Here is a 13,438-nt window from a genome sequence, read left to right on the forward strand (position 1 = left end):
ATGGCACCGAGACAAGGCGTCCACCTGCCTGGGCAGTCCTGTTGCAGCAGGGCTGCCCGTCTCCCTTGCCTGCACCCGGGGACCCTGCCGCGATCTTCATGCCGCGCCAGTTTTCGTCCGACCCCGATTCTCACACCGCCAGGGTGGTAAACCCGCGCTTCCTCGCGCTCCCCGCGATCGGGATCCCGCGCATTCTGAGGATCGTTTCCAGGCTGGTTTCCGCACTGCCAAGCTGCGGGCGTGCTCCCACGGGCCGGAACTGGAGCTGTCCGACGTGGGCGCCACCGGGCCGAGCTGGCGCCATCCGTCGCGCGCCATCGGGGCCGAGCTGGCGCCATCCGCCGCGCGCAGCACCGGGCCGAACTGGCGCCATCCGCCGCGCGCGCAGCACTGGGCCGAGCTGGCGCTATTCGCCGCGCGCCACCGGGCCGAGTTGGAGCGCCATCCGCCGCGCGCAGCACCGGGCCGAGCTGGAGCTATCCGCCCCGCCCGAGCTGGCGCCATCCGTCGCGCGCAGCACCGGGCCGAACTGGCGCCATCCGCCGCGCGCGCCACCGGGACCGAGCTGGAGCTACCCGCCGCGCGCAGCACTGGGCCGAACTGGCGCCATCCGCCGCGCGCCACCGGGCCGAGCTAGCGCTATCCGCCTGGGGCTGTCCGCCTCGCCCAAGCTGTCCGACGCGCTCTGCACTGGGGCCGAGCTGGAGCTGTCCGACGCGCGCGCCACCGGGGCCGAGCTGGCGCCATCCGCCACGCGCTCAGCACCGGGCCGGGCTGGCGCCATTCGCCCCGCGCTCAGCACCGGGCCGAGCTGGCGCCATCCGCCACGCGCGGCACCGGACCGCGCTGGAGCTGTCCGCCGCGCGCGCCACCGGGCCGGGCTGGCGCCATTCGCCCCGCGCCACCGGGCCGAGCTAGCGCTATCCGCCTGGAGCTGTCCGCCTCGCCCGAGCTGGAGCTATCCGCCGCGCTCAGCACCGGGCCGGGCTGGCGCCATTCGCCGCGCGCGCCACGGGGCCGAGCCGGAGCTGTCCGCCGCGCGCAGCACCCGGCCCGAGCTGGGCCACCTCGACGCGCGCTCCACCGGGATCGAGCTGGAGCTGTCCGACGCGCGCCACCGGGGCCGAGCTGGGCCACCTCGACGCGCGCGGCACCTGCCCGAGTTGGAGCTGTCCGACGCGCGCGGCACCCGGGCCGAGCTGGGCCACCTCGACGCGCGCTCCCCCGGGCCGAGCTGGGGCGCCTGGAAGCGCGCAGCACCCGGGCCAAGCTGGGCCACCTCGACGCGCAGCACCGGGCCGAGCTGGGCCACCTCGTATCTGTTCGCCGCACCTCATCCCCGCATCCAGTTGACCTGTCCGGCCGCACAGAAGGCTCCCCTGTGACTCGGCTGTCGCGCGGTGGCATGGATCAGCAACACCAGAGCCAAAGCCCCCTTCTTGGCTCACGATTGTCGGGCGATATAGGCTGCTGTCGCTTCCGTCTCCCAGCACTCTTACAGGGACCATTGAATGAAGCTCGCAGGAACAATTCTAGGAGGCGCACGTGAACATTGAGCAGGGGCTCTCCATTGTTGGTGCTGGCAGCTTCGGAACAGTCGTCGGCTATCTGGCTCATGTCACACTCGAGAGAGCTAGGGCGGTGACCATAAGGTGGCTTGGGTCGATGATCGGCGTGTTGGCAAGTAGTGCCATCATTGCCATTTTCTCCAACATAGTCCTTTTCAGTGCCTACGCCGTCGGCTTGTCCATTGCGTTTTTTGGACGTGTTCTGCTGACGTATGGTGACAACGTTCTTGCCGATGAAGGCAATAAAGAGCCCCAAAATGCGGGCGGCGCCTCAGCGGGTGGTACCGCTCCTGACCAGCGAAACAAAGCGACGGGCCCGTAAGTGTTCGCCGCCCCCCTCGTGACGGGGTATCCACTTGTCGTGAGATCCCAGCCGGGCGGCCCCCTTTGACGCGGAGGCCGTCTTGCATGTTTCATCGGGACAGCAGGCGCTTCCCTCTCCTCGGCCAGACGGGGCACAGCGAACAGATACGCCACCTCGACGCGCGCGGCACCTGCCCGAGCTGGAGCTGTCCGACGCGCGCAGCACCGGGCCGAGCTGGAGCTGTTCGACGTGCGCTCCACCTGCCCGAGCGAGGGCGCCTGGACGCGCGCTCCACCTGCCCGAGCTGGGGCGCCTGGAAGCACGCGGCACCTGCCCGAGCTGGGGCGCCTGGACGCGCGCAGCACCGGGCCGAGCTGGAGCTGTCCGACGCGCGCAGCAGCCGGGCCAAGCTGGGCCACCTCGACGCGCGGCACCGGCCCGACACCGGGCCAAGCGTGATCGCGCCCCCGTTCAGGATGTGATGCCAGACGATGCAGCCACAGCCCTAGCGTGAGCGATGCTCTTTGTGCCTTCGCGGCGTAGGTGGTGACTCTTGCGTAGTCGCTTCATCCTCCGCTCTGCCTCCGCCAACATGGCGAACGCCTGCCGAGCTTGCTTAGGGAAGTGCGGCAATGCTTGGACGAAAAGGCACGCGACATGGACATGATCCCCGAGGTCTGCAAACCCCAGGCGCTGGCAGCGGCGTAGCAGGGGGCCGAACTCGTCCCACGGGACGCGCGCCATGTACGCTTCCGTCAGCAGCTCCTTAGCGGTGATCTGTTGAAGGTGCAGACGTTCTCCGGGCGTCCGCGCCTCGCGCAGCAGTGCCTTTTCCTGCTCCAGCACTGCACGCTTGTAATCCTGATAGGGCGCCCTGGCCTCGATCAGCTTCAAGAAGAGTTGTTCGCGTTGCCTTGCGACACTCTGCCACCAGTCCTTGCGCGCCAGCCTCATGGTCATCCCCCGGGACACGGCTTGCCGTTAGCCTCGTCCGGCCATTCTCCTGTACGGCGGCACAGGTCCCAACAGGCTTGACACTGGCTCTCGCTGAACTTGCGCCCCCAGCGCTCCCCCTCGGGTGAGTGCTTGCACCGCACGTAGTGATCCCGGCATCGCTCATTCCAATCTTGCTTCTGCTCCGGGGTTGGAATGGGCGGGAGATCTGGCTCGGGGCTCCCTTGGGGCTCGGGTTCGCCCTTGGGCGCTGGCTCGCCCTTGGGCTTGGGCTGGTTCCCTGTTCTCGGTTGGTTTCTGGGTCCCGCAGTTCCTGTGCACCTCTCCCACTCGCCGGGATGTTCCTTGAGGCAACAGGTCTCGGTGTCGTCGCCAGGAAGGCACTCCATCCCCGGCAAACTGCACCCTCCGCAGAGCACCGCAGCAGCAGCGAGCAGCAGCCGAGCGAGGAAGGCGCGAGGCTGGGGATGTCGGCACGTCAGCATGAAAGTACCGGAGCGCGAGGAGGATGCCCCTTAGTTGCTTAGGATTATCGGAGTGAGCGCCCGATGGGTTGCGCGTCGCCGGGAAATACGTGTCATGTCAAGCGGCTCGTCTGCCATGGGGACCGAGCTGGAGTTGTCCGCCACGCGGAGCACCGGGCCGAGCTGGGCGCCTGGACTCGCGCGGCACCGGGCCGAGCTGGAGCTGTCCGACGTGCACAGCACCGGCCCGAGCTGGAGCGCCTGGACGCACGCTCCACCGGGCCGAGCTGGAGCTGTCCGACGCGCGCGGCACCCGGCCCGAGCTGGAGCGCCTGGACGCACGCTCCACCGGGCCGAGCTGGAGCTGTCCGACGCGCGGCACCCGGCCCGAGCTGGGCCACCTCGACGCGCGCAGCACCGGGCCGAGCTGGGGCGCCTGGACGCGCGCAGCACAGGGCCGAGCTGTAGCTGACCGACGCGCGCAGCACCGGGCCGAGCTGGGGCACTTGGACGCGCGCAGCACTGGGCCGAGCTGAACCTGACCGACGCGCGCAGCACCGGGCCGAGCTGGGCGCCTTGGACGCGCGCGGCACCGGGGCCGAGCTTGGGCGCCTGGACGCGCGGCATCGGGGCCGAGCTGAAGCTGTGTAAATGTTCGCCCTGCCCCGATCGGCGCAGACCATCGCCCTGGGAGAAGAGCAGCCGGACCTCTTCGAGAAAAACCAGGGGTGAAAAGGACAAGGAAGCATTGGAAGAGCGTAGCCTCGCGCGAAGCCACGCAAGACCTGAACACATCTTCAGCAAATGCTATTGCGAACGCAGGGGATGACCCCTAGATCGGGCAGCACCGGAGCGAGGTGCTTCGGGTCTCAGAGGAAGGAGATGCGCAATGCCGTCCCCCAAGGATGTACACACAGTGTACGAGAGCAGCACCGGCAACTGGGTGAATAAGGTCATGGTGCATGGCGAGGTCTTCAGCAGGCACGCCACGAAAGAGGAGGCCGTCGAAAAAGGAAGGAGGCTCGCGATGGGGAACAAGTCCGAGCACGTCATCCACAACATGGATGGCACCATCGGCAAGCGCAACAGCTACGGCAACGACCCTAATCCGCCGAAGGACAAGAACTAGCTAGCGACCTGCCCCGTATTCGGAGCCTATCTCGCTCCAGAGTCGGGCCCCCCTGTGTCCGGAAGTGCCCAACCGGACACAGGTGCCCCGTTCTCTCCGGGCGACTCGCAAGAAGACGAGGCCCCACGTAGCGACGGGGAACGGCGAGCAGTTACGAAGCTGTCCGCCGCGCGGCACCGGGGCCGAGCTGGAGCTGTCCGCCGCGCGCGCAGCACCGGGCCGAGCTGGAGCTGTCCGCCGCGCGCAGCACCGAGCCGAGCCGGAGCTGTCCGCCGCGCGCGCAGCACCGGGCCGAGTTGGGGCTGTCCGCCGCGCGCAGCACCGGGCCGAGCTGGCGCCATCCGCCGACCGAGCTGGCGCGATCCGCTGCGCGCGCCACCGGGCCGAACTGGAGCGGTCCGAGGCTCGCGCACAGCGGGCTGAGCTGGGGCGACTGGACGCGCACGGCACCGGGCCGAGCTGGAGCTGTCCGACGCGCGCGGCACCCGGGCCGAGTTGGGGCTGTCCGCCGCGCACCGGGCCTCAGTCGCCCGGTAGCGCCGGGATGGTGCCCCGGTGGCGCCGGTAGTGGCGCCGGGGATGGTGCCCCGGTGGCGCCGGTGGAAGTCCCGCAGAAGTTCCGAGCGAACACCGCGCACGCTCCACGGTGCCCAGCCGCGCCACGGCGCCGCGCGCCCTCCATCCGCACCGCCCGCACGGCCCTTGCTTGCCCGTCTGCACGCTTGACGGGCAACGTTGACGCTTCGCCCGTGGCCTGGACACGTCCCGAGGCGCTGTGTCACTCCTGCCTCGGGTAGTTCCGGGCTGTTTGGCGAGTGTGGAAGGGCGGGTTAGGTGATGGTCGGGATTGGATCCCAGGAGGGGCAAGCCCTCCTGCGCGGCGCCTTGGGGCGCCCTTGTTTGCAGTCGGGTGGCGACGCTGGGAGCACCACCGCTCGTCACGCCAGGACGCGCCAGCCGTCACGCCAGGACGCGCCAGCCGTCACGCCACAGCGCACCAGCCGTCACGCCTTGATCCTGACTCCAGCCGTGGAGCGCTTCCCCGCGCCTCGCCTGTCTGGTGTCCGTGCTGGCTCGACCGTTAAACAGGGTGAAACAAGGTGTTTGCTGGTGTTTGCCCGGATCTGTCGGAGTTTGTCGGATCTTGCCCAATGTCCAACCGCGCCGCGCTTGGGCACCTTGGGCGGCATGATTCACGACACACGAAACACCCGGCAGGCACGACGGGCACGAACACTTCCCACCTGGAAGGAACACGCGCGCCCCTGTCCACGCCTGCCCAACACGGGCCAGCCCTGCCCAGCGCGGCCCGAAGCGTTGCCGGTGTCCGGGAGGATCCGGGACACTCTTGGCCGTGCAGCCAGGCACGACGGCTCCCCCCGGTACGCGGGGCGGCCCGACATGGACAGCACCCGCAGCACAGCGCTCCCCTTCCGCCCCCCGGATGCGCTCGGGTCGCCGCCCCGCTTCGAGCGGGACGGTTCCTCTCGCCTCACCCCATGGCGCCGCGCATCCTGGAGACAGGCCCGCAGCGTCGGACACTCGGCAGCCGCGAGCCGTTCACCCATGCAGGGGCCACACGAAGCACAGGCCCATCAGCGAGTGCGGAAGGGGCACCAGCCATGAATACGCCCCCTCTTGCTGCGGGCAACGTGCCCGAGTTTCTCACGGCGGAGGAAGCCGCCGAATTGCTCCGCGTGAACCGAAAAACTCTCTACGAGGCGATCCGACTCGAACATGTGCCCGGCGTTGTTCGCATTGGGAAAGCCCTGCGCATCCGTCGCGCGGCCCTGCTAGAGTGGACAGCCGGTAAGGGCCGCGATTCTGCGCTCGGGAGTCGGAAATGAGCGTCAGATTGCGGAAGTGGAAGAAGATCAGCACCGGGAAGGTTGAGGAGGCTTGGCAAGTGGACTTCATGTTCCACCATCCGGATGGACGGCAACAGCGAGTGGTGAAGTTCTCGCCTGTGCAGACCCGCCGGGGTGCCGAGCAGTACGAGCGCGAGCTACGCGCCTCCCTCCTCAATGGGACCTTCGGAAAGGAGAACAGCAGCGAGGAAACCCGCGTCACGTTGGCGCAGTTCGCCCCGCGCTTCCTCACCTACAGCGAGAACAACAACAAGCATTCAAGCGTCGTCACCAAGCGGCAACTTCTGGATGATCACTTGCTCCCGTTCTTCGGAGACATGGCGTTGTCAGCCATTGGCCCGGCAGAGATCGAAGACTTCAAAGCCGTCATGAGGAAGAAGAAGTCTGCCGCTCGCGCCCGGAAGGAGGCCCCGACGAAGGCCGCCCTTCGCAAGCGCGGCGACGTGGAGCCCAAGCCCTTGAGCCTCAAGACGATCAACAACGTCCTGTCAGCGTTGAGCAAGCTCCTGGCTCTCGCGGAGGAACAGCGGGTCATCCCGCAGGCTCCCCGCGTGCGACTCTTCGGGAAGCTGCCGAAACCCACCTTCGATTTCCTCACCTTCGAGGAAGCCGAGCGGTTGATCGATGCTGCCGATCCAGAGTGGCGGACGTTGCTTCTGGTGGCGCTCAAGACGGGGCTTCGTCAGGGAGAACTGATCGGGCTCCAGTGGAGCGATCTGGACTTGGCACAGGGGCGGCTCAACGTGCGGCGTACCATCTGGCGCGGGGTGACGGACTTGCCCAAGGGCGGACGTGAGCGGACGGTGGACCTTCCCGCGTCAGCGGTGGAGGCCCTCAAGGCACACCGTCACCTGCGGGGCCGCTTCGTGTTCTGCCAGGAGGACGGTCAGCCGCTCACTGCGGGCAAGATGGCGCAGCCGCTTCGCCGCGCCCTCACCCGAGCGGGCATCAACCGCGAGGAGGGCCGGATCGGGTGGCACGACCTACGCCACACCTACGCCAGCCACCTTGCGATGCGGGGCGTTCCGCTCAAGGTCATTCAGGAGTTGATGGGACACGTCACGATCGAGATGACCGAGCGGTACGCCCATCTGAGCCCCGACACGCGGCGAGAGGCGGTCAGTGTTCTTGACCGGCCCCTGCCGCTTGCGCCCGCATGCGACATACGTGCAACACGGATGGAGGAAGCCGCTAACCATCCGTAATGACGTACTAAAAAAGTGGAGGCGGCGGGAATCGAACCCGCCGCTGCCTCAGCGAGGCCGGGACCGCCACACCTCATCATACGGGCACGAGCAGTCGGTCTCCTCCGGCTCAGGGTAGGCATACCGCTCGCCCTTGAAGTTGCGGAAGATCGTCTCGCGCTCGCCGCGCTCCATCACATAGTCGGGCTGGAGCGTCACCTTCCCACCGCCGCCGGGCAGATCCACCGCGAGGTGCGGCACGGCGAGCCCGGTGGTGTGCCCGCGGAGCTGCTGAAGAATCTCGACGCCCTTGGAGATGGGGGTCCGCAGGTGCTCGCAGCCCTCGGCGACATCCATCTGGTGGAGGTAGTACGGGCGCACGCGGATGCGCAGCAGCGCGTGAGACAGCTCCTTGATGATGCGCGCGTCCGAGTTGAGCCGGCGCATGAGCACGGCCTGGTTCTCCACGGGGACGCCATGGTCCACCAGCCGCTCACAGGCCTCACTGGCCTCGGGAGTGACTTCCTTGGGGTGGTTGAAGTGGGTCACCACATAGACGGGCGCATAGCGCCGCAGCATGCGCGCGAGCGAATCCGTGACACGCATGGGCAGACACACCGGCACCCGAGTCCCGATGCGGATCATCTCCACATGAGGAATCTCCTGGAGCGGAGCGAGCAGCTCCTCCAGGCGCGTATCGCCGAGGATGAACGGATCGCCGCCGGAGATGAGCACATCGCGCACCTCGGGGTGATTGCGGATGTACTCGATACCGCGGCGCAGCTGCTCCTTGCTGAGCTCGGCCTCCCCGCCCTTGGTGATGCGGCGGCGAGTGCAGTGCCGGCAGTAGACGGAGCACGTATCGAGCGCGAGGAAGAGCACCCGGTCCGGGTACTTGTGGACGATGGCCTCCTCGGGCCGGGTCTTGTCCTCGCCGAGCGGGTCGGCCAGCTCCCCGGGGCGGATGCGAGCCTCGGCGCGCACGGGGATGGACTGCATGCGCACGGGGCAGAACGGGTGCTCGGGATCGACGAGCGACAGGTAATACGGGCTGATGCCCACGCGGAACAGCGCGGCCGTCTCCTGAACCCCCGCGCGCTCATCGGGAGTCAGCGGCACATACCGCTCGAGCTGCTCGAGGCTGCGGACGGCGTGGCGCTGCTGCCAGCGCCAGTCATTCCACTCGGCATCGGTGGCCTCGGGGAACAGGCGCCGCCGGCCCTCCGTGCTCGCGGGAGCCCGGCTGGCGCGAGCCTTCGCCGAGCCCCCCGCCACAGCCCCTCCCGGCTGAGACGAGTCCATCACGCCGCCTTGGGCTGCTCCCGCCACCACGCCTGGCCGGACTCGGGCAGGGTGTCGATGGGATCGTAGTACTCGTACTTGCGGTTGAGGGCGTCGGAATCGTTCGCCTCGATGGCGGTGCGATAGTTCTTGGTCCAGTACGAGATGCCCTTCTCCTTGTCGTACTCGGCGACCTGGTGGACCCAGCGCTTACCGACGAAGGGCACGTCACAGACGATGCGCGGCGTGGCGAAGCCGGGCATGTAGCCCATGATGTCGTGCTGGAGCTTCTGGGCCTGGGCGACGGACAGCCGCCAGTGCTCCGAGTTGGGGATCATGTCGCACATGTAGAAGTAGTACGGCAGGATCTTCGCGTGATCGAGCAGGGTGAAGCACAGGTCCAGCAGGGCGTGGGCGCTGTCATTCACGCCGCGCAGCAGGACGCCCTGGTTGCGCACGTCGCGGAAGCCCATGTCGAGCAGCTTGCGCACGGCCTTGCCCACCAGCGGCGTGAGCTGCTGGGCATTGTTGACGTGGGTGTGGAGCGCCAGGTCCACGCCGCGCTCGATGGACTTCTTGGCCAGCCTGTCCAACCCCTGGAGGACGGAGTCCTGGAGGAAGTGCTGGGGGATGCCCATGAGGCCCTTGCTGGCCAGACGGATGTCCCGGATGTTGGGGATGTCCATCAGCGCGCTGACGAACGGCTCGAGCTGCTGGATGGGCAGGTTGGCGATATCTCCGCCGGAGACCACCACGTCACGCACCGAGGGCGTGCGGCGAAGGTAGTCGAGCATCTGCTCGTAGCGATCCTGGGGCTTGATGGCGAACTTGTGCTTGTGGACCTGGGGCACGTCATTGCCCACCAGGTCCATGCGGGTGCAGTGGCCGCAGTACTGGGGGCAGGTGGGCAGCATCTCCGCCAGCACCTTGGTGGGGTAGCGGTGGGTGAGGCCCTCCACCACCCACATCTCCGCCTCGTGGAGGCTGTCGCGGCTGGCCTTGGGGTGGTTGGGCCAGTCGGTGCGGCGGTCCGCGAACGCCGGCAGCATGTAACGGCGGACGGGATCGCTCCACAGGTCCGCCAGGTTCATGGTGTTGAGCATCTGCGGCGGCAGGAGCAGGGACATGGTCGCCCGCTCCTTCTGGTCGCGATCGATGCTCTCGGCGAGCTCGTCGGGGAGCAGAGCGCCCAGCGCGGCCTTGAGCTCGCGCAGGTTCTTGATGGTGTGCTTGCGCTGCCACAACGCGCTCTCCCAGTCGGCCGCGGAGACGTCCTTGTAGGCGGGGATGCGCCGCCAGTCAGGCTCGAGGAACTCGCGTCGAGTGGGGTACGTAATGGGCTGCTGGGCGGGGCCGGCCTCGGCCGGAACCCGACTGGGCTTCGTTTGCATGGCGAGTCACCTTACCGTGAAGCTCCGTCAGCGGAAGCAGTCCCGCAGCGGTGGCCCTCCATATCGAACAATCGAGGAGGACGACACATGCCCGCTCACTCGATGGGCACGTTGATCAGCTTCGCGACCTCTGCCTCCGTGATGTTGACGACCTGCGGCTTGGTCGCTTTACCACCGAGCTTGAAGACGATCTTGTGGTTGCCCAGGGGCAGCATCAGCGGGTTGCCGATGGCCACGGGGGTATCCCGGTTCGAGTACTTGTTGTCCACCCAGATCTGGGCCCCGGCGGGCTTGGTGCTGGCGGCGAACTTGCCCAGCTTGGCGGCGGGCTTGGACGGGGGCGGCTTGGTGTGCTCGACCGTCTTCACGGGCTCCTTGGGCTCCTTGGGCTCCTTGGGCTCCTTGGGCGGCTCCTTCTCGAGCGCGACCTCGATCTTCAGCTCGGGGTTGCCGTCGTAGAGGATCTCCCCGGAGGAAGGCTTGTAGCCAGAGCGGCGGGCCACATACTTGTAGGTCTTCCCGATGGTCAGATTCGCGGCCTTGGCGTTGGGCGTCTGCCCCACCGACTTGCCATCGACCACAATCTCGACACCCGAGTCCCCCTCGAAGACCGCCGCGAAGTTCTTCGGCTTGTCCGAGTCGGTCTGCTTGGGAGGCGTCTTGCCATCGTCCGGATTCTTGGCCACCGGCTCAGGATTCGCCGGGTTCTTGGGCGGCGTGTCCGAGCCGTTGGCGACCTTGTCGGGCGCTGAGCCCTTGTCCGGCGGGGGTGTCTCCCCGGCGCCCGAGTCGCCTTCCGGCTTCAGCTTCAGCACCACGGGCTGGGGCTTCTGGCCGGCGGTGATGGTCACCGACTGCTCGAGCGGCATGAACCCGGAAGCTCCAGCGACCACCCGGTGCGAGCCCGGCTCGAGCTCGATGACGGAGTTGGGCATCACGGGCTGGCCATCGACGCGGAGGGCCACCTTGGCGGTCGCGGGCTCGACGGCGAACATGATGCCGCCCTTGTTGGACTTGGTGGCGAGCGCCACCACGACACCAATCACGCCAAGCACCAGCACGGCGGCGCCGGCGATGATGAAGAGCTTGGGATCGATCGGCTTGCCCGGTCTAGCCGGAGCAGGCTTGGCGGCCTTGTTCGCCTTGGAGACGGACTTCTTGGTGGCCGCGGAGGCCTTGCCAGACTGGGAAGGCTCCTCATCCGAGTCCCTGTCGCGGGAATCCGACTCCTCGTCCTCTTCGACCTTCTGGGCCCGAGCCTTGCTGGTGCGCGGCTTCACGGCCTTGGAGTTGCCGGTCGACGGCTCCTCGGCGTCCTCCTCGGGAGGTTCGGCATCCCGGTTGCGAGAGGTGGGCGCGGGGCCAATCATGGTGGCGCCGCCAAAGTTCTCCGGCTCTCCCTCGCCAATGACGACCTGGGGCTTGGGGCCGCTCTTGGACTTGCCACGCACGGCGGCCACCGGGCCAGTGGGCCTCGGCGCGGCCATGGTGGAGTCGCTCATGAACGGGTTGGCGGCGCCTGGCCCGGTGCCATCGAGCGTCTCGTTCTCCTCGAGCGGGTTCTCGGACTGGCCCGTGGAGCTGTCATCGACCGGGACGGAGTTCTTGCCCGTGGAGCTGTCGTCGAAGAGCACGCTCTCAGGGCTGCCCCCGAGCGCCATGGACGAGTCGACGATCTGGGTCTTGTCCCCCGCCCCATCCATCTCGGCGAGCTCCTCGGCGCTGGGAGGCGGAATGAGGGGCGGCGGCGCGGGCGTCGCCGTGCGCGGAACGAGCGTCGCGGAGACGGAGCGCGGAACAGACGCCGGCGCCACCGGGGTGACCATGGAGGGCTTGCGCTGCGAGCGCGACACCGGAGCGGGCGTGGCGGTGACGTTCGAGGACTCGAGCTGGTCCGGCTTCTCGATGCCCGCGAAGCGCTCCATCTTCTCGGACTCGCGCAGCATGTCCTCGGCGAAGGCCTCCTTCATGAAGGAAGCCAGGTGCTTGCCGGAGTAGATGGCATCCCCCGCCAGGAGGAAGCGCATCAAGTCCTCCTGCAGATCGGACGCCCACTGGTAGCGATCCTCGGGCTCGCGAGCGAGCGCCTTGAGGACCACCTTCTCCAGCCCGCCAGGGATGTTCGGGTTGAACTGCCGAGGCAGCGGCACCTCGGCGTTGCGCACGGCCTCCAGCGTGGAGAAGTCCGACTCGCCGACGAAGAGCTTCTCGCCGGTGAGCATCTCGTAGAGGATCACCCCCACCGCGAAGATGTCGCTGCGGCGGTCAATCGGCATGCCGCGGACCTGCTCCGGGCTCATGTAGCCGAACTTGCCCTTGAGGATTCCGGCCTGCGTCTTCTGCGCGCGGTTGGCGGCCTTCGCGATGCCAAAGTCGATGATCTTCACCTCGCCTTCGTACGAGACGAGGATGTTCTGCGGAGACACGTCGCGGTGGATGATGGACAGATCCTGCCCGCGCGCATCCTTCTTGCGGTGCGCGTAGTCGAGCCCCTCGCACATCTTCGAGGCGACGAAGACCGCCTGCGCCGTCGGCATGATCTCCTTGCGCCGCCGGTAGCGCTCGAGGATGGTGCGCAGGTCCCGCCCCGCGACATACTCCATCGCGATGTAGTAGGCGTCCTCGTACTTCCCGAGCTCGTGGATGTGCACGATGTTCGCGTGGTTCAGCTGGACGCTGATCCGCGCTTCATCGATGAACATCGTGATGAACTCCTGGTCCTCGGCCATCGTCGGGAGGATCTTCTTGATGGCCAGGAAGCGCTCGAAGCCCTCCACGCCGAAGGCCTTGGCGATGAACACTTCGGCCATGCCGCCGACGTTGACGCGCTCAAGGAGCAGATACTTGCCGAATGTGGTAGGCCGCTTCATCTCGTGGAGTCGCACCGGCCCGGGCAGCAACGGAGCCATGGAAGGCGGGGGAAGGCCGGGCGGAGCCTACAGACTCTAGACGGAGCACCAATAGTCCGTCAAACAAGCACGCACGGCTGAATGCCCAGAGAATCCAGCGGCTTAGCCACGGCGGCGGCGGCCTGGGGAGCAAAAAAAACGCCCCTGGGGCCCAGTGAAGGGCGCCAGGGGCGCGAGGTAAAAAAATCCGGCAGCGACCTACTCTCCCACGCGGTTTCCCGCGGAGTACCATCGGCTCTGGAGGGCTTAACTTCCGTGTTCGGGATGGGAACGGGTGTGACCCCTCCGATATAGCCACCGGAAAATGAGTGACAAGCAAGCACACGAAGGCAGAAAGGATTGCTGCTGAGAAGAGAAGCTGTATGCCGTGATTCTCTCGGGCCGGC

Annotated in this window: 11 protein-coding genes, 1 tRNA gene and 1 rRNA gene; 5 read left to right on the forward strand and 8 right to left on the reverse strand. The window is 67.5% G+C overall.

Annotated features, from left to right (window positions below; genetic code table 11):
• Positions 1 to 971 precede the first annotated feature (971 nt).
• Positions 972 to 1,208, reverse strand: a complete 237-nt coding sequence (locus ACJ8AT_RS30905; RefSeq protein ID WP_407741527.1) for a hypothetical protein — start codon at positions 1,206 to 1,208, stop codon at positions 972 to 974.
• A 337-nt stretch (positions 1,209 to 1,545) separates the two neighbouring features.
• Between ACJ8AT_RS30905 and ACJ8AT_RS30910 the strand changes: the two genes are divergently transcribed.
• On the forward strand, positions 1,546 to 1,890 hold the full coding sequence (locus ACJ8AT_RS30910) for a hypothetical protein (RefSeq protein WP_407741528.1): 345 nt from the start codon (positions 1,546 to 1,548) through the stop codon (positions 1,888 to 1,890).
• Between the two features lie 453 nt (positions 1,891 to 2,343).
• On the opposite strand, the gene ACJ8AT_RS30915 is transcribed toward ACJ8AT_RS30910, so the two are convergent.
• A complete protein-coding gene (locus tag ACJ8AT_RS30915) occupies positions 2,344 to 2,826 on the reverse strand; it encodes a hypothetical protein (RefSeq protein ID WP_407741529.1) in 483 nt (160 codons plus the stop codon).
• A 579-nt stretch (positions 2,827 to 3,405) separates the two neighbouring features.
• On the opposite strand from ACJ8AT_RS30915, the gene ACJ8AT_RS30920 reads away from it, so the two are divergent.
• Both ACJ8AT_RS30920 and ACJ8AT_RS30925 read left to right on the forward strand, forming a co-directional pair.
• Positions 3,406 to 3,762: a hypothetical protein gene (locus tag ACJ8AT_RS30920; protein WP_407741530.1), complete on the forward strand. Its 357-nt coding sequence runs from the start codon at positions 3,406 to 3,408 to the stop codon at positions 3,760 to 3,762.
• A gap of 417 nt (positions 3,763 to 4,179) precedes the next feature.
• A complete protein-coding gene (locus tag ACJ8AT_RS30925) occupies positions 4,180 to 4,419 on the forward strand; it encodes a DUF2188 domain-containing protein (RefSeq protein WP_407741531.1) in 240 nt (79 codons plus the stop codon).
• Between the two features lie 151 nt (positions 4,420 to 4,570).
• Here the strand turns inward: ACJ8AT_RS30925 and ACJ8AT_RS30930 are convergent, their stop codons facing one another.
• Entirely contained in the window at positions 4,571 to 4,864 is a 294-nt protein-coding gene (locus ACJ8AT_RS30930; protein ID WP_407741532.1) for a hypothetical protein, read from the reverse strand.
• Positions 4,865 to 6,041: 1,177 nt separating this feature from the next.
• Between ACJ8AT_RS30930 and ACJ8AT_RS30935 the strand changes: the two genes are divergently transcribed.
• Entirely contained in the window at positions 6,042 to 6,266 is a 225-nt protein-coding gene (locus ACJ8AT_RS30935; RefSeq protein WP_407741533.1) for a helix-turn-helix domain-containing protein, read from the forward strand.
• A complete protein-coding gene (locus ACJ8AT_RS30940) occupies positions 6,263 to 7,492 on the forward strand; it encodes a tyrosine-type recombinase/integrase (RefSeq protein WP_407741534.1) in 1,230 nt (409 codons plus the stop codon). The genes ACJ8AT_RS30935 and ACJ8AT_RS30940 overlap by 4 nt, the downstream gene beginning before the upstream one ends.
• A 16-nt stretch (positions 7,493 to 7,508) precedes the next feature.
• On the opposite strand, the gene ACJ8AT_RS30945 is transcribed toward ACJ8AT_RS30940, so the two are convergent.
• The 5 genes from ACJ8AT_RS30945 to rrf form a co-directional block, all read right to left on the reverse strand.
• Positions 7,509 to 7,567 (reverse strand) — tRNA-OTHER (locus ACJ8AT_RS30945).
• Positions 7,541 to 8,773, reverse strand: a complete 1,233-nt coding sequence (locus tag ACJ8AT_RS30950; RefSeq protein ID WP_407741536.1) for a KamA family radical SAM protein — start codon at positions 8,771 to 8,773, stop codon at positions 7,541 to 7,543. Before ACJ8AT_RS30950 ends, ACJ8AT_RS30945 begins: the two co-directional genes overlap by 27 nt.
• On the reverse strand, positions 8,773 to 10,143 hold the full coding sequence (locus ACJ8AT_RS30955) for a KamA family radical SAM protein (RefSeq protein ID WP_407741535.1): 1,371 nt from the start codon (positions 10,141 to 10,143) through the stop codon (positions 8,773 to 8,775). Before ACJ8AT_RS30955 ends, ACJ8AT_RS30950 begins: the two co-directional genes overlap by 1 nt.
• Positions 10,144 to 10,238: 95 nt before the next feature.
• A complete protein-coding gene (locus ACJ8AT_RS30960) occupies positions 10,239 to 13,013 on the reverse strand; it encodes a serine/threonine protein kinase (protein WP_407741537.1) in 2,775 nt (924 codons plus the stop codon).
• 224 nt (positions 13,014 to 13,237) lie between these two features.
• Positions 13,238 to 13,354, reverse strand: a 5S ribosomal RNA gene (gene rrf / locus ACJ8AT_RS30965).
• Between the last annotated feature and the right edge of the window lie 84 nt (positions 13,355 to 13,438).

It is taken from the genome of Hyalangium sp. (assembly GCF_045802625.1).
Classification (GTDB): domain Bacteria; phylum Myxococcota; class Myxococcia; order Myxococcales; family Myxococcaceae; genus Hyalangium.

Excerpts from the sequence above, each read along its gene's own strand:
- ACJ8AT_RS30920 (WP_407741530.1), top strand. The coding sequence starts at position 3,406 with ATGTCAAGCGGCTCGTCTGCCATGGGGACCGAGCTGGAGTTGTCCGCC.
- ACJ8AT_RS30915 (WP_407741529.1), bottom strand. The coding sequence starts at position 2,826 with ATGAGGCTGGCGCGCAAGGACTGGTGGCAGAGTGTCGCAAGGCAACGC.
- ACJ8AT_RS30960 (WP_407741537.1), bottom strand. The coding sequence starts at position 13,013 with ATGAAGCGGCCTACCACATTCGGCAAGTATCTGCTCCTTGAGCGCGTC.
- ACJ8AT_RS30940 (WP_407741534.1), top strand. The coding sequence starts at position 6,263 with ATGAGCGTCAGATTGCGGAAGTGGAAGAAGATCAGCACCGGGAAGGTT.
- ACJ8AT_RS30935 (WP_407741533.1), top strand. The coding sequence starts at position 6,042 with ATGAATACGCCCCCTCTTGCTGCGGGCAACGTGCCCGAGTTTCTCACG.
- ACJ8AT_RS30925 (WP_407741531.1), top strand. The coding sequence starts at position 4,180 with ATGCCGTCCCCCAAGGATGTACACACAGTGTACGAGAGCAGCACCGGC.
- ACJ8AT_RS30955 (WP_407741535.1), bottom strand. The coding sequence starts at position 10,143 with ATGCAAACGAAGCCCAGTCGGGTTCCGGCCGAGGCCGGCCCCGCCCAG.
- ACJ8AT_RS30950 (WP_407741536.1), bottom strand. The coding sequence starts at position 8,773 with ATGGACTCGTCTCAGCCGGGAGGGGCTGTGGCGGGGGGCTCGGCGAAG.